Source organism: Acidobacteriota bacterium (assembly GCA_016196035.1).
Taxonomy (GTDB): domain Bacteria; phylum Acidobacteriota; class Blastocatellia; order RBC074; family RBC074; genus JACPYM01.
In genome coordinates this window covers 108889-132975 of sequence record JACPYM010000020.1, presented here as the reverse complement: position 1 = coordinate 132975, position 24087 = coordinate 108889, and the positions used below count along the sequence as shown (strand labels likewise).

The window sequence follows — 24087 nt, the reverse complement described above, 5'->3', positions numbered from 1 at the left end:
AGTTCTGTATGACCAACCGAATCAAACAAGTTGTTTTCCCCGTGCTGGCTGCGGCAACACTGGCGCTGCTAGTCACGAGCGCCCAACCATCGAGCGCCGCAGTTAAGGCGGCCGATGCCAAGAGCCTTTATGCGCAACAATGCGCGGCCTGCCACGCTTTGGATGGCAGTGGCAATACTGCGGCTGGCAAGAAGATGAACGTGCGCGCCTTCAACACACCCGAAGTGCAGAAGCTAACGGATGCCAAGCTGCTCGAAATCATCACCAAAGGCAAGGACAAGATGCCAGCTTTCGGCAGTAAGAACAGTGCGGAAGATAATAAACAATTGGCGGCGTATGTCCGCAGCCTTGGTAAAAAGTAAGGGTAGTGGCTCAACTGGGAGAGTTTGTAGTCCCGGCTTTAGCCGGAAGCGTCAAGCGCTAAGCCTTCCGGCTAAAGCCGGGACTACAAACGTTCTCTCCCCTCTGAGCCACTATCAAAGTAAGAACTGTTTGATTCCCGGAGAGCGCACCTCTTGAAGGCGCGCTCTCCGCTCCGCAGAAACCTCGCAGTCCCCCTTGCTGAACTAATAAACACGCTAAGACTGTTTGGAGTAGCTAGGCCTATATGCGTCCGGCACTCCTTGAAGCCCCGGGCGTCAATGCTGCGGGTGACGGGAATACCCATGAATCAACAACCATCACAGGAAGCTCCCGGATTATTTCGCAACTACCTCTCTTGGGCTGGCGCGGCCTTGGCGATCTTCAGCTTGGGCTGCATTAGTTTTCTGGTGCTCAACGATCTTTGGTCGAAGCGGCCCAATCCCTATATCGGCATCTTTGCTTATGTCGTCTTCCCAGTCTTCATGCTGTTCGGCTTGGCCCTCATTCCATTGGGAATGCTGCTCGAAAGACGGCGGCGGCGATCATTGGCAACGATTACAATCCTGCGGTACCCCCGCCTTGATTTCAATAACGCCAGGCATCGGCGTATCTTTGGTTTCTTCCTGGGCTTGTCATTCATTCTGATCCCGTTGAGCGCCGTAGGCAGTTACCAGGCTTTTGAAGTAACCGAGTCAGTGGGCTTCTGCGGTCAGACTTGCCATACCGTGATGAATCCGGAGTTCACAGCGTTCCAAACTTCGCCGCACGCGCGCGTCGCCTGTGTTGAGTGTCATGTGGGGCCGGGCGCGCCTTCGTATTTTAAGCAGAAGTTCGCCGGGGTACGGCGTGCCTATGCAGCACTGAGTAATACTTATCATCGGCCCATTCCGTCACCGCTGGGCCAGTTACGTCCGGCTTCCGAAACTTGTGGCGATTGCCATTGGTCAGAGAAGTTTTTCGGCAGCCAATTAAAGACCTTCACCCACTATGGCGACGACGAAAAAAACACGCCCCGCCAGATCAATATGCTGATCAAAGTTGGCGGCGGCAGCCCAACCACCGGCATCACGGCGGGCATTCATTGGCACATGAATATCGGCAATGAATTGACCTACGCCGCCACTGACGATAAACAGCAAGAAATTGCCTATGTCCGGTTGAAGGATATGAACGGCCAGGTAACGGAGTACTATCCCAAAGGTTCAACCTTGACGCCCGCGCAACTGACCGCGCTGCCGAAGCGCCGGATGGATTGCATGGATTGCCACAACCGTTCAGCGCACACTTTCAACCCGCCGGATCGCGCCGTGAGCGATTCGATGTTGGCCGGGAAACTGGATGTTTCGCTGCCCTTCCTCAAACAGCAGGTAGTCGAAGCACTCGTAAAACCTTATGCGACTGAGTCCGAAGCAAGTCAGCAAATTGAGGCAACGCTGAGCGCCTATTATCGCGACAAATACCCGGAACTGTTCGCCCAGAAACAGAACGCTATCAAAGCCTCAATCGCCGAAGCGCAACAAATTTACCGCACCAATTTCTTCCCCCAGATGAAAGCGAACTGGCAAAGCTATCCTGAAAACATCGGCCACTATTACTCAGCCGGTTGCTTCCGCTGTCATGGCGGCCAGTTCGAGAGCCGCACGGGCCAGGTCATCCGCAAGGATTGCTCGATCTGCCATACGGTCATCAGCCAGGAAGAGGGGAAAGCACAGGTCATGGGCGGGAATGGAAAAGATTTCGTACACCCGATTGAGTTGGGCGATCTGAAAGATACAACTTGCACTGATTGCCACAGTAAAAAGGGCGGCGCTCAATGAAGTAGTCACATTCGTTAGGTTCAATTGGTGATAAACGTAGGGGCAGACCTGCGTGTCTGCCCTGGTCGAATTTGACGCCGACGAGTCCGCTTGCTGCCACCGGGGCAGACACGCAGGTCTGCCCTTACGTTGTGTATAAGCCTTAAGGAGGCTGCTGATGGAGCCGGAATTTACCCGACGACGAAAGTTTCTCAATTACTTGCTGGGCACCAGCACGGGGGCGACGCTGGTCGCCATATTTTATCCGGTGATCAAATTCGTGATCCCGCCTCAAGTCATCGAGGCGACGCAGAACTCGGTGGTAGCGGGCAAGCTGAATGAGTTTGCCGTCAACTCCGGCAAGATCATCAAATTCGGCAACAAACCGGTCATCCTCATCCGCACGCCAACCGGCGATCTGAAAGCCCTTTCAGCGGTGTGCACCCACCTGGATTGCATCGTCCAATATCAGCCCGAGGCCAAAGGCATCTGGTGTGCCTGCCACAACGGACGCTACAACCTGAACGGACAAAACATCAGCGGCCCGCCGCCGCGTCCGCTTGAAGAATACACAGTCAACGTTCGTGGCGATGACGTGATTATTTCCAAGGCATAGCACGATGATGAACTCACAAGCGCAAACGACACTCACCCGCACAGAGCGGCTCACGCAGTGGCTTGATGAACGTCTGGGCCTGGCCGCCATCGCCAAACTGGCGCACAAGAAAGAAGTCCCAATTCATCGCCATAGCATCTGGTATTACTTCGGTGGCATGACGGCCTTTCTGATCGGCGTGCAAGCGGCCACCGGCATCTTGCTGTTGCTCTATTACCGCCCCAGCGCCGAGAGCGCTTTCGAGAGCGTCCAGTTTATTATGACGGATGTGCAATTTGGCTGGCTCATCCGCTCCATCCATAGCTGGTCGGCGAACCTGCTGATTGCGACGCTCTTCATTCACATGTTCAGCGTCTATTTCCTGAAGGCCTACCGCGCACCGCGCGAGTTGACCTGGGTAACCGGCGCGCTGCTCTTGTTCATCATGCTCGGCTTCGGGTTCAGCGGCTATTTGCTGCCTTGGAATAAGCTCGCCTACTTCGCCACTAAAGTCGGGACGGATATTGCCGGCGTCGTGCCGGTCGTCGGCCACTTCCTGCTCAGATTCCTGCGCGGCGGCGATGATGTGACGGGCGCAACGCTCACGCGCTTCTATGGCTTTCACATCGCGGTGCTGCCGGCACTCACCTTGGCGCTGTTCGGCTTGCACGGGCTGTTGGTGCAAAAGCATGGGATGAGCGTGCCGCCGAGTCTCGAAGGCAAACCGCTAAAGACCATGAAGTTCGTCCCCAATTTTCTGCTCCGGGATTTGATCGGCTGGATTCTGGCGGTTGGCGTACTGGCCGCGCTGGCAGCGTTCTTTCCGTGGGAATTGGGTGAGAAGGCCGATCCCTTTGCCTCAGCCCCGGCGGGCATCAGGCCGGAATGGTATTTCCTCTTTATGTTCCAGACGCTCAAGCTGATCCCGGCGAAAATCTGGATCTTCGACGGCGAAGTGATCGGCATCATGGCTTTCTCCCTGGGCGGGCTGCTGCTGTTGCTCGTGCCGTTTCTCGACAGACCGTCGCCACAAGGCAAAAGCAAACCCGCCTTCACCATCATCGGCATCTTAGTCGTGCTTTTCATTGTCGTGATGACGGTGTACGGCTATCTGGATTGACGGAGATCGAAGCATGAAAAACCGCGAGACAAGCAAATACATCATCCGGGCCGGAAAGCTTTTCCTGGTCGCGTTGAGCGCGTGGGGTGGAATGCTGCTGTTGGGCGTTGCGCCAATGGGCACGGCGACGGCGCAAAAGAAAGACTCTTGTGTCGAATGCCATACGCAGATGGGAGGCGATTTTGAAAAACCGGTGAGCCTGATGAAAGAGGACATACACAAGGCTCGTGGCCTCTCTTGCGCGAACTGCCACGGCGGCGATGCGACCCAGGACGAGCCGGGGCGCGCGATGGATCCGCGCAAGGGCTTTGTGGCGAAGCCGAAGCCCGCCAACGTGCCGGACTTTTGCGGCAAGTGTCATAGCAATGCCGAATTCATGAAAACCTTCAACCCCTCGCTGCGCGTTGATCAGCAGCGCGAGTACGCGACCAGCGTGCATGGCAAACTGCTCAAAGGCGGTGATCAGAATGTTGCGACCTGCATCAGTTGCCACGGTCATCACGGCATCCGCGCCAACAACGATCCGCAATCAAAGGTCTTCGCCACCAATGTGGCCGAGACTTGCGGAAGCTGTCATGGCAATGCCGAGTATATGAAGAGTTATAAGATTCCGACCGATCAACTCGAGAAATACAAAAAGAGCGTGCACGCCAAGGCGCTCTATGAACGCCAAGATAAATCCGCGCCGACCTGCAACACATGCCACGGCAACCACGGCGCAACGCCGCCCGGCGTGGCTTCGGTGGCGAATGTCTGCGGCCAATGCCACGTCCGCCAGGCCACGCTTTTCCAAGCCAGTCCCCACAAGAACATCTTCGACGCGATGGGCGTGGGCGAATGCCTGCAATGCCACAGCAACCACGAGATTTTGCCGCCGCATGACGAGATGATCGGCACCGGGAAAGCGGCGACCTGCGCCAGTTGCCATAACGAAGGCGACAAAGGCTATCAGACCGCCACGCAACTCCGTGCCACCATAGATGAATTGGCGGGCGCACATAAAAATGCGCTGGACATCCTCGCGCGTGCCGAAAGGGCTGGTATGGAAATCAGTCGCGCCAAGTTTGACCTCAAAGATGCCAAAGACAGTCTGACCAATGTCCGGGTTTTGATTCATTCAGTTTCCACCGCAGAGGTCGAGAAAGTCTCCCAGCCCGGGTTGGCAATCGCTCAAAAGAGCTACCAAGCTGGGTTATCAGCACTATCTGAATTGGGGTTCAGGCGTAAGGGATTGGCGGTATCACTCTTCTTTATCCTGTTCCTAGCCGGGCTGGTTTTCTTCAAGATCAGACAGCTCGAGGGCAAGTAGTCTTCGTTGTGACGGATAAAATACCAAGCCTTACGCAAAAGAGTCTGGCGTTCAGGGTGAACCCTGAACGCCAGACTCTTTTGCGTAAGGCTTGATTCTTATTTCTTCATTCCGCCCCAATCGTTGTAATGCAGCACAGCGTTGAACAGCATTCCGAACTCGCCGTGATTCTGCCAGCGGTAACACGGATTCCCCGCAAACATCAGCACGCGCCCCTTCCCGACCGGCACATCCACAATCGCCGGGCGGTTGGTGATTTCATTCGCCCCGCGCATCAATCCACTCAAGACAGATTTATCGCCGCCGGGATAGCGCATCAGGATTTGCTGCGCGCGGTCGCGTTCGGGCACTGCCAGCAACGGGCCATTGCCATAGCGCACCGGAATCGTCTTTTGCGTGTAGCCGTAAAAGAGCGGATGGTTCGGCTGCAAAATCTCGGCTTCGATGATCGGCCCCGGCGCGTAAAACTGCGGCGAAGTGCGCCCGGCTTCGATTTGGCGCGTCAAGCCGAATTCCGGCGGGAAGAAACTAGCCGCGCCGAGCGTAATCAGCACGCCGCCCGCCTCCACAAACTTCTGCAATTCCGCCGCGCCCGCCAGCCCCATCCCGCCCGTGATGTCTTCCGATTCGCCGTAAGTGCCCATCGTCTTGAATTGGTCGGTCTTGGTGTACGGCACCGGCTTCGACTTGGGTTCGATGTCAAAGACCAGCCCCTTGCCGCTGCGGCCCTGGTTGGGAATCAGGATCGCGTCGTAGGCGTCTTTTAGATTCCCCTGCTTAACGCGCTCCTTGTAAATCAAATCGTAGCGCACCTCGAACTGATCCAGCGCGTGACGCACCCAGCCGACTTCCTGCGTATTACCCCAGGTCGTAAAGACAGCCAAACGCGGCAAGTCTACGTCGTGCATCGCCACCGTCGGCAACACAGGCAAAGCCACAGCGGTTAGACCGAGCGGTTCGACCACAGCTCTAAGTTTGCGCATCGCTTCGTCGCCCCCAGCGGTGACGAGCAGCGTGCCCGCTGGGAATTTCTGCGTGCCTGACATGAACTCCGCCTCAGCGGCCTGCATACGCCATTCTTTCAAGCGATAGCGTAGCGTGATCAGATTGTTCGAACCGTAATCGGGGATGGCATAACCGGCCAGCGCCGTGCCCGCGACCGTGCCTTTGTATTCGGCCTTGTCAATCAGTGGCGCCACAGCGGTCAGCACCGTCGGGTCGCCAATTTCTTTGACCGTGGTTTGAAACATCAACCCCATCGTCCAGCCCGTGTCGTCGTAAGTGCGCAAGCTGGGATCGGGGAAGTTTTGCTTTTCGAGCAGAATCTTCGCTAGCCGTCCATAAGGTTGATCGCGTTTGATGACATACGATCCCGCCGGATAAGTGCCGTCTTTCAGCTTCAATTCCAGCGTCGTCTTGCCAACTTCGATGCCTTGCACGCGCAACATATTTACCAGCGTCGTCACGCGCGTCATATCGCTCTGCCCTGCCGGGATGACAAAACCATAAGGCGCTTCTTTCTTGCCGGACTCAATCGAGTTGCGGCTCTTTTGATAAAAGTTTTCGAGTACGACTTTGGGAAATTCGCTAGTCAGTTGCAGCGCGCTGAGCACGCCCGTTTCCATGTAATTCGTGTTGTTGCGCATTGACCATTCGACTTCTTTATACGGCGGCAAGGGGCGATACCATTCGCGCGACGTCTGGCCCGCGCCGCCGCCGCCTGCGCCTTCCGGCGGCGCAACGCGGCGTTTCATCGTGTTCGCGCCGCCGTTGCCAAAGGTCTCGTACATGCGAATCAGCCCGTTATGGTTCGATGACATAAAGGCCAGATAACCCGGCGACCACATGTCCACGAAACCGTGCGTCCACACGCCAGGCATGCCGTATTTGATCATCTGCGACATTTCGAAATTGGAAAACCACGGCAGCTCTCCATACAGAATCGGATCGAGTGTCGGCTGTTGCGGCGCTTGGCCGCTGAAGGTGTACATAAACGGCACCGATTCGTGCAGGTCGTGCATGATCGGCGGATGCCATTGCAGATACCAATCCAGCAGATTGCGCATCGTCACCTGCGAATAATTGATGTCGCGGTTGTTGTCATGAAAGATGTACTTGCCCCAATACGGCGGCCCGCCAAAGCTGTCCTCTTCGCCGCGCTCATCAATTTTGTAGCGGTAGTACCAGTCCACATAGCGGTCGCGGCCATCGGGTTCGGCGGCGGGGGTGATGCTGACAATGACGTTGTCGCGGATGGTGTTGATCAGGGGCGAATCTTCAACGGCCAACCGATAGGCCAGTTCCATCAGCATTTCGGGCGGCCCGGTTTCAGCGCTGTGCAAGCCGCCGCTGAAATGATATTGCGGCTTGGTGTGCGTGATGACCTCCTTGGCTTGGGCGTCAGTCAGTTTGCGCGGGTCGGCCAGTTGCGCCATGTTCAGGCGATTCTGTTCGAGATTGGCCAGGTTCTCCTGCGCACTGACAAAGACCACCAGACACTCGCGCCCTTCGTCGGTCTTGCCGATCTCGATGACCTTGACGCGCGGCGAAGCGGCGGCCAGCGCCCGGTAGTAACGATACAGATCGGTCGTATAGGTCAGCTTCTTCGGTTGTCCGACGTGATAACCGAGAATGTCTTTGGGCATCGGCACGCCCTGCACTTTGGGCAAATGATCCACCAGCGGCGACATGAATTCGGGCCGCGTCGTCCATTCTTTGACCGACTTGGCGAAATCATCATCGAGCACCTGTCCGCTGGGCGAGAGCGTCGGCCCGGCGGGTTGCGCCACTGCTGGCGGGGGCGCGGGATTGCGATTGGGTTGCTGAGCGAATGCTTGGACACTCAGCAGGGACAGGGAGAGAAACAAAGACAGCCAATACTGACGGACGGTTTGGCGCAGGTGCATTTTCAGCACTCCTTTTTTTAGAGTTGAATTGTCGCGGATTACGTGTTTGTGATGGCCGGGATTGTAGGTTTGGCTTTCTGACAAGTCAATTTTGCTGAAGTGCCTAAAAATCTTCTGCAAAGCCGATCAGATCAAAGAAAATCTTCCAATAAAAATTCGGTGATCATTCCTGCGCTCCCAGAAATGATCACCGAAAATTCCAGACGGGGAGATTTGGAAAGGTCGTCGCGCGTCTTGCGCCTGTTTGCGGCGAACTAGATCGGTTTTCATTTGCGTGTACGGTAGGCGCGCCGCGCCGGGACAGTACCGCGCGCGTGAGCAAGCGGTGCGTCAAGCACGGCGGACTGACGCAACGCCGAAGCGCCGCTTGCTCACGCGCGCGGTACTGTCCCGCTGCGCGGCTTTTTGCCATACACCGAAGGGAAAACCGATCTAAGGTTTTCCCTTTGCCAGCACCGGCGCTAACGCTCGCCACACATTTTCGGTAAACACCTTTTCGCCCGCCGCATTCGGATGAATGCCATCCGGCTGATTCAGCGCCGAGTCGCCGCCCACGCCTGCCAGCACAAATGGAATCAGCAGCACGCTGTATTGCCGCGCCAACTCGCGATAGACCTGCCGGAACGAATTCGCATAAGCCGCGCCCAGATTCGGCGGCGCTTCCATCCCGGCCAGGATCACCATGATCTTGCGCCGTTGGGCCGCTTCGATAATTTGGGCGAGGTTCTTTTTCAGTTCAGCGACGGGCAAGCCGCGCAAGCCATCGTTGCCGCCGAGTTCCAGAATCAGGTAGCGCACGTCGCCTTCCAACGACCATTCCAACCGCCGCGCGCCGCCCGCCGAGGTATCGCCCGACACGCCCGCGTTCACGACGCGAAATTGATAGCCTGCTGCGTCCAGCCGCTGTTGCAACAAAGCGGTGTAACTCTCCGCTTCGGCCAGACCATACCCAGCGGTCAGGCTATCGCCGAACGCCACGATGACGGGGCGCGCGTCTTTGTCTTTGCCTTTCTCAGCGGGCAGCGGTGCAACCGCTACAGCCGGTGCGCCGGGTTCAGCGACTTTGGTAGCCGACGGCGTTGTCTGACAGCCGCTCAAGCCAACCGCCAACGCCAGCAGCAGGAAAACTCCCGCCAGAGAAAGGTGCGATTTGAATTCAGATTTACGACAGGGCATATTGCAAATTCGTTCGTGGTCAGTGGTCAGTGCTCAGTGTTCAGCGTTTATTCGCTCAACCGCCAGGCGCTGGCGAATTATAGTCAACAATCATCGGACATTGACAACCGACCCTCCACCACTGACCAGCGACCAGCAACCACTATGATTCGATTAACCAACGTTTCCAAAACTGTCCAAAGCGGCAGCGAGCAACTCACCATCCTGCACGCCCTCGACCTGCACATCCCGCGCGGCCAATTCGTCTCGGTCGTCGGGCCATCGGGCAGCGGCAAATCTACGCTGCTGGGGTTGATCGCCGGGCTTGATGCCCCGACCTCTGGCGAAATCGAACTGAACGGCCAGAACATCACGCAGATGACCGAAGACCAGTTGGCCGAATTTCGCGGCCAATACGTTGGCTTCGTCTTTCAATCGTTCCATCTGATCCCCTCGCTGACGGCGTATGAAAACGTGCTGGTGCCGCTCGAAATCATGGGCCTGCCCGGCGCGGCCAAACGCGCGCAAGCCTTGCTGGACGAAGTCGGCTTGCACGAGCGCGGGCATCATTACCCATCGCAACTTTCGGGCGGCGAACAGCAGCGCATCGCCATCGCGCGCGCCTTCGCCAACGAACCGCAAATCCTGCTGGCCGACGAACCGACCGGCAATCTCGACACGCGCAACGGCACGCACATTTTTGATTTGCTGCTGAATCTGAACCGCGAACGCGGCACGACGCTGTTGCTGGTCACGCACGATCATCAGTTGGCGGATTTGGCGGATCGCAAGATTTCGTTGCGTGATGGCCGGGTTGTCGAAGACGTGTTGAATCAGGCCCAATCCAGGCAGTTGGCTGCGGAGGCCATGCGATGAGCTTCATCCTTAATCTCGCCCGCCGTGAAATGCGCTCGTCCTGGCAGCGCCTGATTTTCTTTTTCCTCTGCATCGCCATCGGCACCGGCTCCATTGTGGCGTTGCGTTCGTTGCTGCAAAACCTGAAAGCTTCGGTGAACAAAGAGTCGCGCGCGTTGCTCACCGCCGACGTGCAGGTTGCCGCCAATGCGCCTTTTGATGAAAAGTCGCAACAGATTCTCAAGCGCTTTTACGGCCTGCCGTTTGTCACCGACCACACCCAGATGCTTGAAACCGCGACGATGATTCGCCCGGTCAAGGATCAAACCGCCGTGCCCAAGATGGTCGAGCTAAAAGCCGTGCAAGCACAGTTCCCTTTTTACGGCCAACTGGCGCTCAACAGCGGCACACCGTATTCGCACGACTTGCTCAAAGGACGCGGCGCGCTGGTGCGGCAGGCCGTGCTGACCTCCTTCAACTTGAACGTCGGCGATCAAATTCTGATCAACGATCAACCGTTCACGATTCGCGGCGTCATCGAAAAGGAGCCGGGCAATACGCTCAACGCCTTCAGCTTCGGCCCGCGCGTGTTGATTGATTACGCCGACGCGGCGAATGTCGGGTTGCTGGGTTTCGGCAGCCGCGCGCGTTATCGCGTGCTCTTCAAAACCCGCGACGGTTTCGCCGGCGACCTGAGCGCGCAACTCAAACTTGCCTTTCAAAACCAGCCGCTCGTCAGCGTGCGTTCGTACCGTTACTCGCAAGACCGCCTGAGCAATTCGTTGACGCAGGTCGAAGACTTCTTGAGCTTGATCGGCCTGGTCATCCTGGTGCTGGGCGGCATCGGCATTTCCAGCGTCACGCGCGTCTTCATCAACCAAAAGATGAAAACTATCGCCATCCTCAAAACGCTGGGCAGCAACAACCGGCGCGTGCTGGCGGCCTACTTGCTGCAAGTACTGCTGCTCGGTTTGTTCGGCAGCCTGCTTGGTTTGGCGCTGGCGAAACTGACGCTGCTGGCGTTGCCGTACTACTTTGGCGGCCCAGCGACGAAGCTGCCGCTCGATATTGAATTCAACCTGACGTGGTCGGCGGTCTGGCAAGGGTTGGGCATTGGGTTGTTGATCTCGCTGCTGTTTTCGCTGGTGCCGCTGCTGGAAATTCGCCGGATCAAACCCATCCTCGTTTTGCGCAGCGGCGCGGGGCTGGAAGAAGGCCACCTCAGTTGGTGGCGTGACCCCATGCGCATCATTGTCAGTGCGTTGGTCGCCGCCGGGTTGCTGGCCCTGGCTGGTTGGCAAGCCGGTTCGCTGAAAATCGGCGCGCTCTTTCTGGCCGGACTGGCGGCCATGACACTGGTGTTGAATCTGGCGGCGTGGCTGCTGATGCGCGGGCTGCGCGGCTTGCGCCATCTGCCTTCGTTTGCGTTGCGGCAAGGCGTCAACAGCCTGTATCGCCCCGGCAACCAGACGCGCATCATCCTGCTGGCAGTCGGCCTCGGCGTCTTTTTCGTCGTCGCCGTGCGCCTGTTGCAAGTCAATCTGCTCGACGAATTCAACGTTGACCTCAACAACAACGCGCGCGCCGATTTATATCTGGTGGACATCCAGCGCGACCAACTCGGCGGCCTGGGCGCATTTATCAAGCAAGCCACCGGCGAAGCGCCGCCGCTGATTCCCACCATTCGCTCGCGCATCGCCCAGATCAACGGGCGCGAGGTGAATCCCGACCGTGCTGCCGTCAGCGACAATCGCGGCCTGTTGGGGCGCGAATACGTGCTGACCTATCGCCCGCAACTCGATGCCAGCGAAACCATCATCGCCGGCCGGTTCTGGGATTCAACGCCCGGCAGTGAAGCCGAAATTTCCATCGAAGAGTTGCTGCACAAGGAACTCGGCTTGAACCTGAATGACCATGTGACCTTTGACATTCTGGGCAAACAGATCACCGCTCGCGTCACCAACATACGCCGCGTAGACTGGCGCAACGCCCGCACCGGCTTCCTGGTCGTCTTCCGCCCCGGCCCGCTCGACAACGCGCCGACGATGTATGTCAGCGCGCTCAAAGGCCCCAAACCCGGTGTAGAACGCGCCCAATTCCAACGCGATCTCGTAGACCGTTTCCCCAATGTTTCAGTCATTGATGTATACGACATCATCGAAGTCGCGCGCGGCATCGTCGGCAACGTCTCGCTGGCTGTCACGTTCGTCGGTGGCTTCGTCTTCTTGAGCGGCCTGCTCATCCTGGTCGGCTCGATTGCCATGACCAAATTCCATCGCTTGTATGAATCGGCGATTCTCAAAACGCTGGGAGCCAAGCGCAAGCTGATCGTGGCGACGCTGCTGGTCGAATACGGCGTGCTCGGTTTGCTGGCGGGCGCGCTTGGCTCTTCCGCCGCGATTGCGTTGACTTGGGCGGTCAGCAAGTACGGGTTGGAAATCACGTGGCGCTTTGTGCCGTCGGTCAATTTGCTGGGCGTGGCGCTGGCGCTGGTCTTGGTGATGGCGGTCGGCGTGGTGTCGAGTTGGGACGTGCTGGTGAAAAAGCCGCTGGGGATTTTGCGGTCGGAATGATTTTTGTCGCGCCTCGCACGACCTCTCGCATTTTGCCACTCGCTTTCTGGCAAGTCGCATTTCGCCAGCCTTTGACTTGCAATTGATCACTCGGTCTCAGCCACGCAACCGCCAACCAACTTTTTTCAAATTCAAAGAGCACGCCTCCTTGCAACGATTTAGCCGCGCTGCATTCGGCATTGCGGGACGCCTTTCGCCTGTGCTGGCACGCCCAATGCCCTGCTCTATGAAGCAGAAACGCGGCTTTGCAAAGCGCAAAGCCGCAACAAATCGCAAGACAGGGTTCACCGCGTGACGCTGTGCGCGTCAACAGCGGCAAACGAAAAGGAGTCGTTATGGATATGGTTGTCATCACTTACTTGGCTTATCTGGTCATCAGCATCGCGCTCACCGTCTGGGTCGCGCAGACGCTGCACAAAAATGGCCGTGTCTTTTTGGTAGATGTCTTCCACGGCAACGAAGCGCTGGCCGATTCGGTCAATCACCTGTTGATCGTCGGTTTCTATCTGATCAACTTCGGCTATATCTCACTGGCGCTGAAAATCGGTATTGACGTCGCCAACACCCGCGCGGCCATCGAAGAACTTTCTTCTAAGATCGGCATCGTCCTGTTGGTGCTGGGCGCGATGCATTTCGGCAATCTGCTGATCTTCAACCGCCTGCGCCAACGCGCGCTCTTGCCAGATGCGCCGCCGCCCGTCCTGCCGGATGGCTGCACGATTGTGCGCGAACCGCAGCCAGCGTTCGCTTATCAAGCCGGCAATGGGCGCTAACCGTTACAGCAAAGGAGAATCCATGCGCCAACTCACCGTGCTTTATGACGAACGTTGCAATCTATGCTGCCGCATCCGCGAATGGCTGCTGCGGCAACCGAAATATGTGCAACTTGATTTCGTCGCCGCCAATTCCGCGGAAGCGCGCGCCCGCTTTCCGCAATTGGATCACGAGCGCAGCTTGCGCGAATTGCACGTCATCACCAGCGCGGGCGAAGTGTACCGTGATGCCAAAGTCTGGCTGATGTGTTTGTGGGCCTTGCGCGAATATCGCCTCTGGTCATTGCGCCTGGCGACGCCGGAACTGATGCCGCTCGCGCGCCGCGCCATTGCACGTGTGTCGAGCAAACGGGGAAAGCTGGCGCGGTACGTCAGCTTTTTACCGCATTGAAGCAAACAGCATGTGAACAAAAGCTGCGACGACGGTCAGCCTTGTTATTCGTTGGCGCGCTGCCTTTGGTATCATTCCAGCCGATGCTAACCGTCACGCTGCTGCTATCCCTCTTCATCACCATCGCGCTCGGCTTTTATGTGCTGGTCGCCGCGCCGCATCACCCCGTCAATCGGGCGTTCGCGTTTTTCAATGGATTGATGGTGCTGTGGATCGTCAAAGACCTGGCCTTCTGGGGCTTTCACGAAGCCGACACGAACGGGCACTGGTGGGCGGCGAGCAGCTTCGTCATCGGCTTGGCGCTGCAATATGCGCTGTTGATCTTTGCCGATGTCTTCCCAGAGAACGGACAGGTGCGTTGGCGGCGCGTAGGGATGTTCGCGTTGCCCTTGCTGATTCTCTTGCCGCTGCTGTTCACCAACCTGCTCTGGGATTTCGCGGGCTTTCGCGCCGGGCAATTCATGATCACGTTGAAACCAGCGGCGTTGGTATTTGGCGGCTACAACTTTTTCCTGTTGCTAGTGGGCTTCGCCGAACTCGCGCGCAAGCGCCGCCAATATCGCGGCACCTTGTGGGGCCAGCAACTGGGAGCAGTGATGCTAGCGAAAGGCGCAACTTCCACGCTCACGATCCTGGCGGTGAACCTGCTGCCGCTCTTGGGCTTTTATCGGTTGTTGCCACCTTCATCGTTATTTATCGTCGTAGGTTCTTTGATCTATGCTTATGCGATCTCAAATTTCAAATTGTTTTCGCTGCAAACTACGCTCGATCAACTGCGTCTCTTTCCGCTGGCTTATAAAGTTGCACTAGCGGTAACACTGACGGGCTTGCTCGGTTTCTTTCTATGTCAGGTGCCCATCGCGTTGTGGAGTTTTGGCGCGGATGTCACAGGCTGGAAGCGCTTCCTGATTTTCAGCACCATCGCCGGATTGGTGCCGACACTGGTGCTGATCCTGCTGATCGTCAAAATCATCTCGCGCCCCTTGCGCGAATTGACCGAAACGGCGCTGGCCGTCACGCGCGGCGATTACGGCGCTGAAACGCCCGTAAGTTCCAACGACGAACTTGGTGTGCTGGCGGCCAGTTTCAACGCGATGAGCCGCAAGATGGCCGACGACATCGCCCGACTGAAAGCGATCAACCAAATGATGGTGCGCAACGAAAAGCTGGCGACGGCAGGCGCGCTCGCCACCGGCGTCGCCCACGAAGTCAACAACCCGCTCGCTGCGATCTCCTCGCTGGTGCAATCGCTGCTGACGCGCGCCGCAGAGGAAAAGCAGCGCGAGACGCTGCGCCTGATCCTCTCGCAAATCACCCGCATTTCAAGCGTCTTGCGCGATCTGATGGATTTCGCGCGCCCCAAAGCGCCGGAACTGAAACCGACCGATTTGAATCAGGTGATTTTGAAAAGCCTCGAACTGGCGCGCTTCGACAAGCGCTTCAAACAACTGACGGTCACGACTTCGCTGGCAGGTGATCTGCCACCGTTGCAACTCGACGCCGACCGGATGCAGCAAGTGTTTTTGAATCTGCTGCTCAATGCGCGCGATGCGATTGATGAAAGTACATCCGCCGGATGCATCAGCATTACGACGTGCCGCCGCGATGACAACGAGGTGTGCGCCGAAATTGCTGACAATGGTAGCGGCATTCCGACGGAAAACCTGGAACGCATCTTCGATCCGTTCTTTTCCACCAAACCGAAAGGCCAAGGCACGGGTCTGGGCTTGGCAGTGAGTCACAGCATCGTGACGGCGCACGGCGGGCGTATCAGCGTGGTGTCGCAACCGGATGGCAGCGTCTTTTCCCTCGCCTTCCCCACCCTTGTCCCCAAGCTTGAAAAGGAGCCAAGTCATGCAAGCTGACAAACGCATCGTCATCCCCGGCGGCACCGGCTTCCTGGGGCGCCTTCTGGCGGAATCCCTAACCGCGCGCGGCTATGAAATCGTCGTGCTGACGCGCACGCCGCAACCAAGCCCTTTCCCCGCGCAGCAAGTCGTATGGGACGGCACAACATTGGGCGCTTGGGCAAAAGAACTGGAAGGCGCCGCCGCCGTCATCAACCTCGCCGGGCGCAGCGTCAATTGCCGCTATAACGCGACGAATCGGCGCGCGATCTATGCTTCGCGCTTGCGTTCGACCGCCGCCATTGACACAGCCATCGCGCAATGCGCCCAGCCACCCCGCGTCTGGCTCAATGCCAGTTCGGCGACCATTTACCGCGACGCCCGCGACCGCGCAATGGATGAAAGCACGGGCGACATCGGCACGGGCTTTTCCGTGGATGTTTGTCAGCAGTGGGAGCGGGCTTTTGCTGAAGCTCAAACACCGCACACGCGCAAAGTCGCGTTGCGCACGGCCATCGTCTTCGGCGACGGACAGGGCGGCCCGTTCGAGGCGTTTCAGCGCTTGGTGCGCTTCGGACTCGGCGGCACCTTAGGCAGCGGCGCGCAATACGTCAGTTGGATTCATAGCGCAGATTTCGCCCGCGCCATCGTCTGGCTGCTCGAACACGAAGAGTTGTCTGGCGCATTCAATCTGGCCGCGCCCAATCCGCTGCCCAATCACGAATTCATGCGCGCGTTTCGCCAAACCTGCCACCAGCCCATCGGCTTGCCCGCAACAGAATGGATGCTGGAACTGGGCGCATTTTTCCTGCGCACCGAAACGGAACTGTTGCTGAAAAGTCGCCGCGTCGTGCCGCGCCGCCTGTTAGAATCCGGTTTCCAATTCAACTTTACCGATTGGCCTGCAGCGGTGCACGACCTCGTCAATCACGCCGCGTCTGAACCACTGCTTGTAACACGATGATGGCAACCCGATGAACCAGCAACCTTCCATTCTCATTGCCGAAGACGAAGACCTGATGCGCACCATCCTGGCTGACCTGTTCAGCAACGCCGGCTATCGCGTACTCACGGCCAGCAGCGGCGAACAGGCGCTGGAATTGTTTGCCGCCGAAGCGCCCGCGCTCACCATCAGCGACATCACCCTTGGCCAGATGGATGGCATAGAACTGCTCGACCGCATCAAACAACTCGACCCCGATGCGCTGGTCATCATGATCACGGCTTATTCGTCGGTCGAAACTGCCATCGCCGCCTTGCGCAAGGGCGCTTACGATTACATCACCAAACCCTTCATCAACGAAGACATCCTGCAAGCGGCGCGTAATGCGCTGCGGCAAAGCGAACTGTTCCGCGAGAACCGCTCGCTGCGCCGCGAACTCAAACAGAAATACAACTTTGAGCAAATCATCGGACGTTCGGACGCGCTGGCCGAGATTTTCAAACTGATCGAAAAGATCGCCAACGTCCCTGGCAGCGTGTTGATTCAGGGCGAATCGGGCACCGGCAAAGAGTTGATCGCCCGCGCGCTGCATTACAATTCAGCCCGCGCTGACGGGCCGTTCGTCGCCATCAACTGCGGCGCGCTGCCCGAAAACTTGCTCGAATCCGAACTCTTCGGCTACGTCAAAGGCGCATTCACAGGTGCGCATACGAACAAGATCGGCCTGCTAAAAGCGGCGGATGGCGGGACGCTGTTTTTGGATGAAATCGGCGAGATGCCGCCTGCGTTGCAGGTCAAGCTGCTGCGCGCGCTACAAGAACGCGAAGTGCTACCGCTCGGCGCGACGAAACCCGTGCCCTTCGACGCGCGCCTGGTCGCGGCCACCAATCGCAACCTGGAAGAAGAGAGCGCCGCGCACCGTTTTCGCGACGATCTCTATTACCGCATCAGCGTGTTCAGCCTCACGCTGCCATCCTTGCGCGAACGCCGCGAAGACATCCCACTGCTGGCGCGCCACTTTATCGCCAAGTATTCCCGCGAACTCGGCGTGCAAACGCGTACGCTGAGCGACACAGCCTTGCAGGCGCTCATTAACTACGACTGGCGCGGCAACGTGCGCGAATTGCAAAACGCTATCGAACGCGCCGTGGCACTCAGTGACGAACGCATTGAACTGGCGCACCTGCCGCACAAGATACAAGCCACTTCGTTGGCGATTCGTGATTTGAATGGGCAGACGCTGACGCTGGAGGAATTGGAGCGCCGCTACATCCTCGACACGCTTGAACGCGAACACGATGACAAGACGCGCGCGGCGGAATTACTCGGCATTGACCTTTCGACGCTTTACCGTAAACTCAAACGCTACGGGCAATAATCCATTTCATTCGCGAGCATAGCCAAGGCGCGTCGTAACGCGGCCTTCGCGCCATGCCACAACAATCAGGAGCATTCAGCGTGCAAGAGCAATCCCTAAAACCAATCAAACGTGCACTCATCAGCGTTTCTGACAAAACCGGCCTCGCCGAATTCGCGCAAACGCTGGTCAAACACAACATCGAACTCGTCTCGACCGGCGGCACCGCCAAGCTGTTGCGCGAAGCGGGGCTGACCGTCCGCGATGTCAGCGACTTGACCGGTTTCCCCGAAATGCTGGATGGACGCGTCAAGACGCTGCATCCCAAAGTCCACGGCGGCATTCTGGGCATTCGCGACAACGCCGAGCATCAGGCGAAGATGGCTGAACACGGCATCCAGCCGATTGACCTAGTCGTGATCAATCTCTATCCGTTTCGCCAGACGATTCAAAAACCCAACGTCGCGTTGGAAGAAGCCATCGAGAACATAGACATCGGCGGCCCGGCAATGATTCGTTCGGCGGCCAAGAATCATCACGATGTGGCCGTGGTCGTTGATCCGGGCGATTACGCGATGATTGCGGCTTTGCTCGATGCACATCACGGCGCGTTGCCGTTGAACATTCGTTATCAATTGGCACTGACGGCGTTCCGGCATACGGCCAGTTATGACAAAGAGATTGCGCGCTTCTTGTGGACGCGGCAGGCGGGCAATCTGGATTTGGCGTTGGGCGTGGAGGGCAAAGCGCAAACGGAATTGCCGGATGAAATCGAATTGGATTTGCAAACGCTGGCGGGTTTGCGCTACGGCGAGAACCCGCATCAGCGCGCCAAGCTCTATCGCATTGCGGGCAGCGGCGAAAAGGGTGTGGCAAATGCCGAACGGTTGCAGGGCAAAGAGCTTTCCTACAACAACCTGATTGACAGCGATGGCGCGTGGGAATTGGTGATGGAACTGAAGCGTATGTTTCTGCGTGAAGCGCGTTCCAAAGGCGCGACTGATTTGGGCAAATTGCCGCACGCTTGCGCGATCATCAAGCACACCAACCCCTGCGGCGTCGGCGTGGCGGGAACGCCATTGGAAGCGTTCAATAAAGCCAAAGCCACTGACCCAGTGTCGGCCTTCGGCGGCATCATTGCCTTCACGAACTTCGTGGACGAAGCGGCGGCAAAGGAAATCGCGGAGATGTTCGCCGAGGTCATCATCGCGCCCGAATTCACCGAGGGAGCACGCGCGGTGCTGGCTGCAAAGAAAAACTTGCGCGTCTTGCGCATGGGCGAAGTGACGAGCAATCCACAGGCGCTCGAATTCCGTAAAATCAGCGGCGGTGTATTGGTGCAGGAAAAGGATGCTGAACTGCTAGATGAGGAGAAGTTTGAGATTGTCAGCGAGCGCAAGCCGACGCCCGCTGAATTGCGCGCGCTGCATTTCGCCTGGGCCATCTGCAAGTACGTCAAATCAAACGCGATTGTCTATGCTAAAGAGGGGCAATTGATTGGCGCGGGTGCGGGGCAGATGTCACGGGTGGATTCGGTGCGCTTTGGGGCGGCCAAAGCACAACTCGACCTGCCCGGCAGCGTGCTGGCTTCCGATGCATTTTTCCCTTTCCGCGACGGCATTGACGAAGCCGCGAAACATGGAATCACCGCCGTGATTCAGCCAGGTGGATCAATGCGGGACAAAGAATCCATTGAGGCAGCCAATGAACACGGCTTAGCGATGGTGTTTACTGGAATGCGCCACTTCAAGCACTGAGGGTGTTTGTAACTCGAAGCGGGCTGGAGAAACTAAACGGCCTGTGCGCGAGCGATCCGCACAGGCCGTAACGTTGTTAGGCGACCAAAGCTTCGTCTTCTTCGATTTCTTCGTCGTCCTCAACCTCTTCGGCTTCAGCCTCCGCAACCTCTTCCAAGGGTTCCTCGTAAAGGTACTTGACGCCATCCTTGCGCACGAAAAGTTTGGGACTTCCATCCGAAGGTCCAAAACTGAAGGTGTCTTTGTCGTAGTACTTCACCAGGCCCTTGATCTTCTCGCCCGAGGTCAGCACCACGACAATCGGCGTTTCCTCTTCCATCAACGTCTTGAGGTATAGGGCCTCTAAACCAGTCTGATCCATTGCTGGAGCAGCCACTTCCGGTTTTCGCTTGAGTTTCTTTTTGAAGGGTTTGCGGAATTTCGGCTTCTTGCCAAACTTACCGCCGCCACCAAATGGCTTGCCGCTGCCACCACCAAACGGCCGGCTACCGCCGCCGCCGCTACCACCACCACCAAACGGCCTTCCGCCGCCGCCACCGCCGCCCATCGGACGACGGCCTTTGAATGCAACCATATTTGCTCCTAAAAATGAGGTGCGCCAAACCTGAGCGGTTTAGCATATTACTGCTCCCGTATAGTCCGTGAGAAGTGACCACGTTGCTCCGTAATTTGGTCACAAAGGAATGGTCATAATCTAGGGTCTCAGTGGACGTATTGCAAGGGCAGCCTCAATAATTTGGGGGATTGCGTGGCAAAAAAACAGGCAATCACCTGCGTTTTGAAAGTGAACCGGCAGGCCCGGTTAAGTTACGCTGGCGCTCTAATTCGCGGATAGAAGCGACGCGCTGTTTGATGTAATCGGGTGTTTTGGGATCAGGCTCTGTGCCTTCCAGGATTTTCACGGCTTCGTTGTATTTGTAGGTACGTTCGTAACTGTCAGTCAATCCGTAACGGGCCATCCGGCGCAACCCCGCATCCTGCGTATGCTGGGTGACGATTTGGTAAGCGGCAATGGCTTCCTCAAATTCATCGCGGATGAGGTGTATGCCACCCACGCGCATTTGGGCGCGTTCCGTCAACTCGTCATAAGGTGCCTGGACAATGACTTTTTGATATTCGGCCAGCGCTTGGCCTAATTCGTTTAGATCATAATAAAGGTCTGCCACATTCAAGCGAGTACGCCGCTTATCGGCAAAACCTGGGGCGGTCTGAAGCAGGTTTTCATACTCCATGATCGCTTCCCGCGGTTTTTTGGCGGCGGCATAACTTTCGGCTAACCGTTGCCGCGCCTGCGGAATTTCGGGCGCCTTCGGAAAATCCTCAATCAGGTGAATGTAGTGCTGAATCGCCAGTTCCTGTCGCTTCAGGTTATATAGGTAGATGTTGGCGGCTTTGAACCGTGCCTGCGCGGCTTGCGGATCGCGCGGATTATCCCGCAGGAAGTCTTCGTAGCGCGCCGCCGCTGTCGCGTAATCATTCCCATCCCAAGCCTGTTGTGCCTGTTCCAGCAGGGCGGTGCCACGCTTGCGACAAGCTAACGAAAAGAGCAAACACAGGCAAGCCAGAGCGAGCAGGCTGTCTCTCAACAATCTGCCGCGCCCTCTGCTGCCACTTGCCTGACCGTCTCGAGAAATCATTGCACGTGCGTTGAATGATTTGTTGTCGGCTGCCGCTTTCAGGCTGTCTCCATCACATCTTCCGCCAATTGACCGCTTTGGCGTTCGACCAATGAAGCGCTGGCGACCAAATCACCACTGGAAGTATCAATCAATTTGACGCCCTGGGCGCTGCGTCCGGTGGCGCGGATTTGTTCGGCCTCGATGCGAATAAGCTTGCCTTGCGAAGTGATGATCAGCACGCCACTCTCTTTGTTCACCGGCATCACGGCGATCACCTTGCCGTTTTTATCGGTCGTCTTGATATTGATGACGCCTTTGCCCCCGCGCCCAGTGACGCGATATTCGCGCAACGCCGTCTGTTTGCCGAAACCGTTGCTGGTGACCGAGAGCATTTGCTCATCGCCAGTAACGGCACAGACACCAACAACATAATCTTCATCACGCAGATTGATACCGCGCACGCCACGCGCCTGGCGACCCATATCGCGCACGTCGTCTTCGTCAAAACAGATCGCCATGCCTTCGTAAGTGGCCAGGAAGATTTTCATCTTGCCGTCGGTCATCTCCACCTTCATCAATTCGTCACCCGGATCCACGCCAATCGCAATGATGCCGTTGGAGCGAATATTGGCGAATTCGGAAAGCTCGGTCTTTTTGATGACGCCCTTGCGGGTGACCATCACGACGAACTGGCCTTCGGCAAAATCGCGCACAGGAACGACGCCGGCGATTTTCTCGCTGGATGGCAAATTGATCAGATTGACCATCGCCTTACCGCGTCCGGCGGCCTGGGCATCGGGGATCTCGTGCACCTTCAATTTGTAGACCTGCCCCTGGGAAGTGAAGACCATCAAGTAACTGTGCGTCGAGGCAACAAAGATGTGCGAGACGACGTCTTCAGAGCGCGTGCTCATTCCCTTGCGGCCAGTGCCGCCGCGGCGTTGTGCGCGATAGGTCGTCACCGGAGTACGTTTGACGTAACCGGAATGCGTCAACGTGATGACCACATCTTCGTTCGCGATGAGGTCTTCCAGAGTTAATTCAACACCGCTATCAACGATGTTAGTACGGCGCTCATCGGAATAATCCTTTTGGACAGCGCGCAATTCTTTGATGATGACGCTGCGCAGCGACCGTTCGTTGTTGAGGATTTCTTCGAGTTCGGCAATTACTTTGATGACTTCTTCGTATTCATCCACCAACTTCTTCTTTTCAAGCGCAGCCAAACGCCGCAACTGCATGTCAAGAATCGCCTGCGCCTGAATTTCGGAAAAGCCAAACTGCTTGATCAGCCCGGATTTCGCCTCTTCGGTGGTTTGCGAAGCGCGGATCAGTTTGATGATCTGGTCAATGATGTCAATCGCCTTGATCAGCCCTTCCAAAATATGCGCGCGCGCCTTGGCTTTTTTCAGTTCATAGAGCGTGCGATTGCGCACAACCTCACGGCGAAAGGCGACGAATTCATTGAGTGTTTCGAGCAGACTGAGCACGCGCGGCTGGCCATTGACGATGGCCAGATTGATCATGCCGAACGAGGTTTGCATCTGCGTCAGCTTATACAACTTGTTCAGAATGATTTGCGGCACGGCATCACGTTTAAGTTCGATGACGATACGGACTTTTTTGGCCGCCGTGCTTTCGCGGTCGGTTTCATCACGAATTTCAGAGATACCGTCAACACGCTTTTCATTAACCAAATCGGCGATTTGTTCGATCAGTTTGGCCTTATTGACCTGAAACGGAATTTCGGTGATGACAATGGCATCACGTTCCTGTGCGCCGCGCCCGATCTTGTCAATCGCCGCCCGTGCGCGCACCTGCATCACGCCGCGTCCAGTCTCGTAAGCCTGCTTGATTCCCTCACGCCCATAAATGAACCCGCCCGTGGGAAAGTCAGGGCCGGGGATAATCTTCATCAAATCAGCCGCTGTCGCTTTGGGGTTTTGAATCAGGTGAACCGTAGCCTCAATGATCTCGCCCAGATTGTGCGGCGGAATTTTAGTCGCCATGCCGACTGCTATACCATCAGAACCATTCACCAGCAGGTTCGGGAAGCGCGTCGGCAGCACAGTCGGCTCTTGGCGCGATTCGTCGTAATTGGGAACGAACTTGACGGTTTCCTTTTCGATGTCCGCCAGCAATTCAGACGCGATGCGGGTCAGGCGTGCCTCGGTATAGCGGTAAGCCGCTGCTGCATCGCCATCCAAACTGCCCCAGTTCCCTTGCCCGTCAATGAGGGGGTAGCGCATGGAAAAGTCCTGCGCCATGCGCACCATCGTGTCGTAAACCGCCGTGTCACCGTGTGGGTGATAAGCGCCGAGCACATCACCGACGACATTGGCCGATTTCTTGAACGGCTTGTTATGCAGCAATCCTTTCTCATTCATTGAGTAAAGAATGCGTCTATGCACTGGTTTCAGACCATCCCGCACGTCAGGCAACGCCCGGCCAATAATGACGGACATGGCATAGTCAAGATAACTACGCCGCATTTCATCTTCAATGTTGATAGCAGTTCGTTGTGGGTTGTCCATGCTTGATTAGTTACTCCGCTTGCTCTTGCTTAGGTTTTGGAGGATATCTGGCTTCAACGAAGCGCGACGTTGCTTATTAGCACAGGCCGGACGACAGGGATTCCAGCCTCACAGCAAGGAGCGATTATTTCATTGTCATTATTTTGTTAAATGCTGTCAGCGCGGGGATTATTGTACTTGGCAAAGCTCGCTTA

At 57.0% G+C, this 24087-nt stretch carries 18 protein-coding genes; 13 read left to right on the top strand and 5 right to left on the bottom strand.

Annotation, left to right across the window (positions count from 1 at the left end):
• Positions 1-8 precede the first annotated feature (8 nt).
• The 5 genes from HY011_06705 (at position 9) to HY011_06685 (ending at position 5183) form a co-directional block, all read left to right on the top strand.
• Complete coding sequence (locus HY011_06705) at positions 9-362, top strand: cytochrome c (GenBank protein ID MBI3422613.1); 354 nt, start codon at positions 9-11, stop codon at positions 360-362.
• Between the two features lie 153 nt (positions 363-515).
• Positions 516-2180: a NapC/NirT family cytochrome c gene (locus tag HY011_06700; protein MBI3422612.1), complete on the top strand. Its 1665-nt coding sequence runs from the start codon at positions 516-518 to the stop codon at positions 2178-2180.
• A 157-nt stretch (positions 2181-2337) separates the two neighbouring features.
• Positions 2338-2775 (top strand): ubiquinol-cytochrome c reductase iron-sulfur subunit, encoded by a 438-nt coding sequence (locus HY011_06695; protein MBI3422611.1) that lies wholly within the window; start codon positions 2338-2340, stop codon positions 2773-2775.
• Positions 2776-2782: 7 nt separating this feature from the next.
• Complete coding sequence (locus tag HY011_06690; GenBank protein MBI3422610.1) at positions 2783-3874, top strand: cytochrome bc complex cytochrome b subunit; 1092 nt, start codon at positions 2783-2785, stop codon at positions 3872-3874.
• 13 nt (positions 3875-3887) lie between these two features.
• Complete coding sequence (locus HY011_06685) at positions 3888-5183, top strand: cytochrome c3 family protein (protein MBI3422609.1); 1296 nt, start codon at positions 3888-3890, stop codon at positions 5181-5183.
• Between the two features lie 98 nt (positions 5184-5281).
• On the opposite strand, the gene HY011_06680 is transcribed toward HY011_06685, so the two are convergent.
• Both HY011_06680 and HY011_06675 read right to left on the bottom strand, forming a co-directional pair.
• Complete coding sequence (locus tag HY011_06680) at positions 5282-8089, bottom strand: hypothetical protein (protein MBI3422608.1); 2808 nt, start codon at positions 8087-8089, stop codon at positions 5282-5284.
• Between the two features lie 432 nt (positions 8090-8521).
• Complete coding sequence (locus HY011_06675) at positions 8522-9265, bottom strand: arylesterase (protein MBI3422607.1); 744 nt, start codon at positions 9263-9265, stop codon at positions 8522-8524.
• Positions 9266-9409: 144 nt separating this feature from the next.
• Between HY011_06675 and HY011_06670 the strand changes: the two genes are divergently transcribed.
• From HY011_06670 to purH, 8 genes are all read left to right on the top strand, one after another.
• Complete coding sequence (locus tag HY011_06670) at positions 9410-10120, top strand: ABC transporter ATP-binding protein (GenBank protein ID MBI3422606.1); 711 nt, start codon at positions 9410-9412, stop codon at positions 10118-10120.
• Positions 10117-12672, top strand: coding sequence for an FtsX-like permease family protein (locus HY011_06665; GenBank protein ID MBI3422605.1), 2556 nt, complete (start codon positions 10117-10119; stop codon positions 12670-12672). The genes HY011_06670 and HY011_06665 overlap by 4 nt, the downstream gene beginning before the upstream one ends.
• Before the next feature lie 335 nt (positions 12673-13007).
• On the top strand, positions 13008-13445 hold the full coding sequence (locus HY011_06660) for a hypothetical protein (protein ID MBI3422604.1): 438 nt from the start codon (positions 13008-13010) through the stop codon (positions 13443-13445).
• Between the two features lie 22 nt (positions 13446-13467).
• A complete protein-coding gene (locus tag HY011_06655; GenBank protein ID MBI3422603.1) occupies positions 13468-13836 on the top strand; it encodes a DUF393 domain-containing protein in 369 nt (122 codons plus the stop codon).
• An 83-nt stretch (positions 13837-13919) separates the two neighbouring features.
• The gene (locus HY011_06650) at positions 13920-15701 is read left to right on the top strand and encodes a HAMP domain-containing protein (protein ID MBI3422602.1); all 1782 of its coding nucleotides are present in this window, start codon (positions 13920-13922) and stop codon (positions 15699-15701) included.
• A complete protein-coding gene (locus HY011_06645) occupies positions 15691-16647 on the top strand; it encodes a TIGR01777 family protein (GenBank protein MBI3422601.1) in 957 nt (318 codons plus the stop codon). The genes HY011_06650 and HY011_06645 overlap by 11 nt, the downstream gene beginning before the upstream one ends.
• Before the next feature lie 10 nt (positions 16648-16657).
• Positions 16658-18004 carry a sigma-54-dependent Fis family transcriptional regulator gene (locus HY011_06640; protein ID MBI3422600.1) on the top strand — a complete coding sequence of 449 codons (1347 nt, stop codon included), beginning with the start codon at positions 16658-16660 and terminating at the stop codon, positions 18002-18004.
• A 53-nt stretch (positions 18005-18057) separates the two neighbouring features.
• The gene (gene purH / locus HY011_06635) at positions 18058-19740 is read left to right on the top strand and encodes a bifunctional phosphoribosylaminoimidazolecarboxamide formyltransferase/IMP cyclohydrolase (GenBank protein MBI3422599.1); all 1683 of its coding nucleotides are present in this window, start codon (positions 18058-18060) and stop codon (positions 19738-19740) included.
• Positions 19741-19816: 76 nt separating this feature from the next.
• Here the strand turns inward: purH and HY011_06630 are convergent, their stop codons facing one another.
• From HY011_06630 to gyrA, 3 genes are all read right to left on the bottom strand, one after another.
• Positions 19817-20314, bottom strand: a complete 498-nt coding sequence (locus HY011_06630; GenBank protein ID MBI3422598.1) for an RNA chaperone Hfq — start codon at positions 20312-20314, stop codon at positions 19817-19819.
• Between the two features lie 193 nt (positions 20315-20507).
• Positions 20508-21329, bottom strand: coding sequence for a tetratricopeptide repeat protein (locus tag HY011_06625; protein MBI3422597.1), 822 nt, complete (start codon positions 21327-21329; stop codon positions 20508-20510).
• 86 nt (positions 21330-21415) lie between these two features.
• Positions 21416-23893: a DNA gyrase subunit A gene (gene gyrA, locus HY011_06620; protein ID MBI3422596.1), complete on the bottom strand. Its 2478-nt coding sequence runs from the start codon at positions 23891-23893 to the stop codon at positions 21416-21418.
• Positions 23894-24087 lie beyond the last annotated feature (194 nt).

What these genes read in the sequence shown, in the direction of transcription:
- HY011_06640 (MBI3422600.1), top strand. Translation starts at nt 16,658, where the DNA reads ATGAACCAGCAACCTTCCATTCTCATTGCCGAAGACGAAGACCTGATG.
- HY011_06660 (MBI3422604.1), top strand. Translation starts at nt 13,008, where the DNA reads ATGGATATGGTTGTCATCACTTACTTGGCTTATCTGGTCATCAGCATC.
- HY011_06705 (MBI3422613.1), top strand. Translation starts at nt 9, where the DNA reads ATGACCAACCGAATCAAACAAGTTGTTTTCCCCGTGCTGGCTGCGGCA.
- HY011_06695 (MBI3422611.1), top strand. Translation starts at nt 2,338, where the DNA reads ATGGAGCCGGAATTTACCCGACGACGAAAGTTTCTCAATTACTTGCTG.
- HY011_06650 (MBI3422602.1), top strand. Translation starts at nt 13,920, where the DNA reads ATGCTAACCGTCACGCTGCTGCTATCCCTCTTCATCACCATCGCGCTC.
- HY011_06630 (MBI3422598.1), bottom strand. Translation starts at nt 20,314, where the DNA reads ATGGTTGCATTCAAAGGCCGTCGTCCGATGGGCGGCGGTGGCGGCGGC.
- purH (MBI3422599.1), top strand. Translation starts at nt 18,058, where the DNA reads ATGCCACAACAATCAGGAGCATTCAGCGTGCAAGAGCAATCCCTAAAA.
- HY011_06665 (MBI3422605.1), top strand. Translation starts at nt 10,117, where the DNA reads ATGAGCTTCATCCTTAATCTCGCCCGCCGTGAAATGCGCTCGTCCTGG.
- HY011_06675 (MBI3422607.1), bottom strand. Translation starts at nt 9,265, where the DNA reads ATGCCCTGTCGTAAATCTGAATTCAAATCGCACCTTTCTCTGGCGGGA.
- HY011_06680 (MBI3422608.1), bottom strand. Translation starts at nt 8,089, where the DNA reads ATGCACCTGCGCCAAACCGTCCGTCAGTATTGGCTGTCTTTGTTTCTC.
- gyrA (MBI3422596.1), bottom strand. Translation starts at nt 23,893, where the DNA reads ATGGACAACCCACAACGAACTGCTATCAACATTGAAGATGAAATGCGG.
- HY011_06685 (MBI3422609.1), top strand. Translation starts at nt 3,888, where the DNA reads ATGAAAAACCGCGAGACAAGCAAATACATCATCCGGGCCGGAAAGCTT.
- HY011_06670 (MBI3422606.1), top strand. Translation starts at nt 9,410, where the DNA reads ATGATTCGATTAACCAACGTTTCCAAAACTGTCCAAAGCGGCAGCGAG.
- HY011_06645 (MBI3422601.1), top strand. Translation starts at nt 15,691, where the DNA reads ATGCAAGCTGACAAACGCATCGTCATCCCCGGCGGCACCGGCTTCCTG.
- HY011_06690 (MBI3422610.1), top strand. Translation starts at nt 2,783, where the DNA reads ATGAACTCACAAGCGCAAACGACACTCACCCGCACAGAGCGGCTCACG.
- HY011_06655 (MBI3422603.1), top strand. Translation starts at nt 13,468, where the DNA reads ATGCGCCAACTCACCGTGCTTTATGACGAACGTTGCAATCTATGCTGC.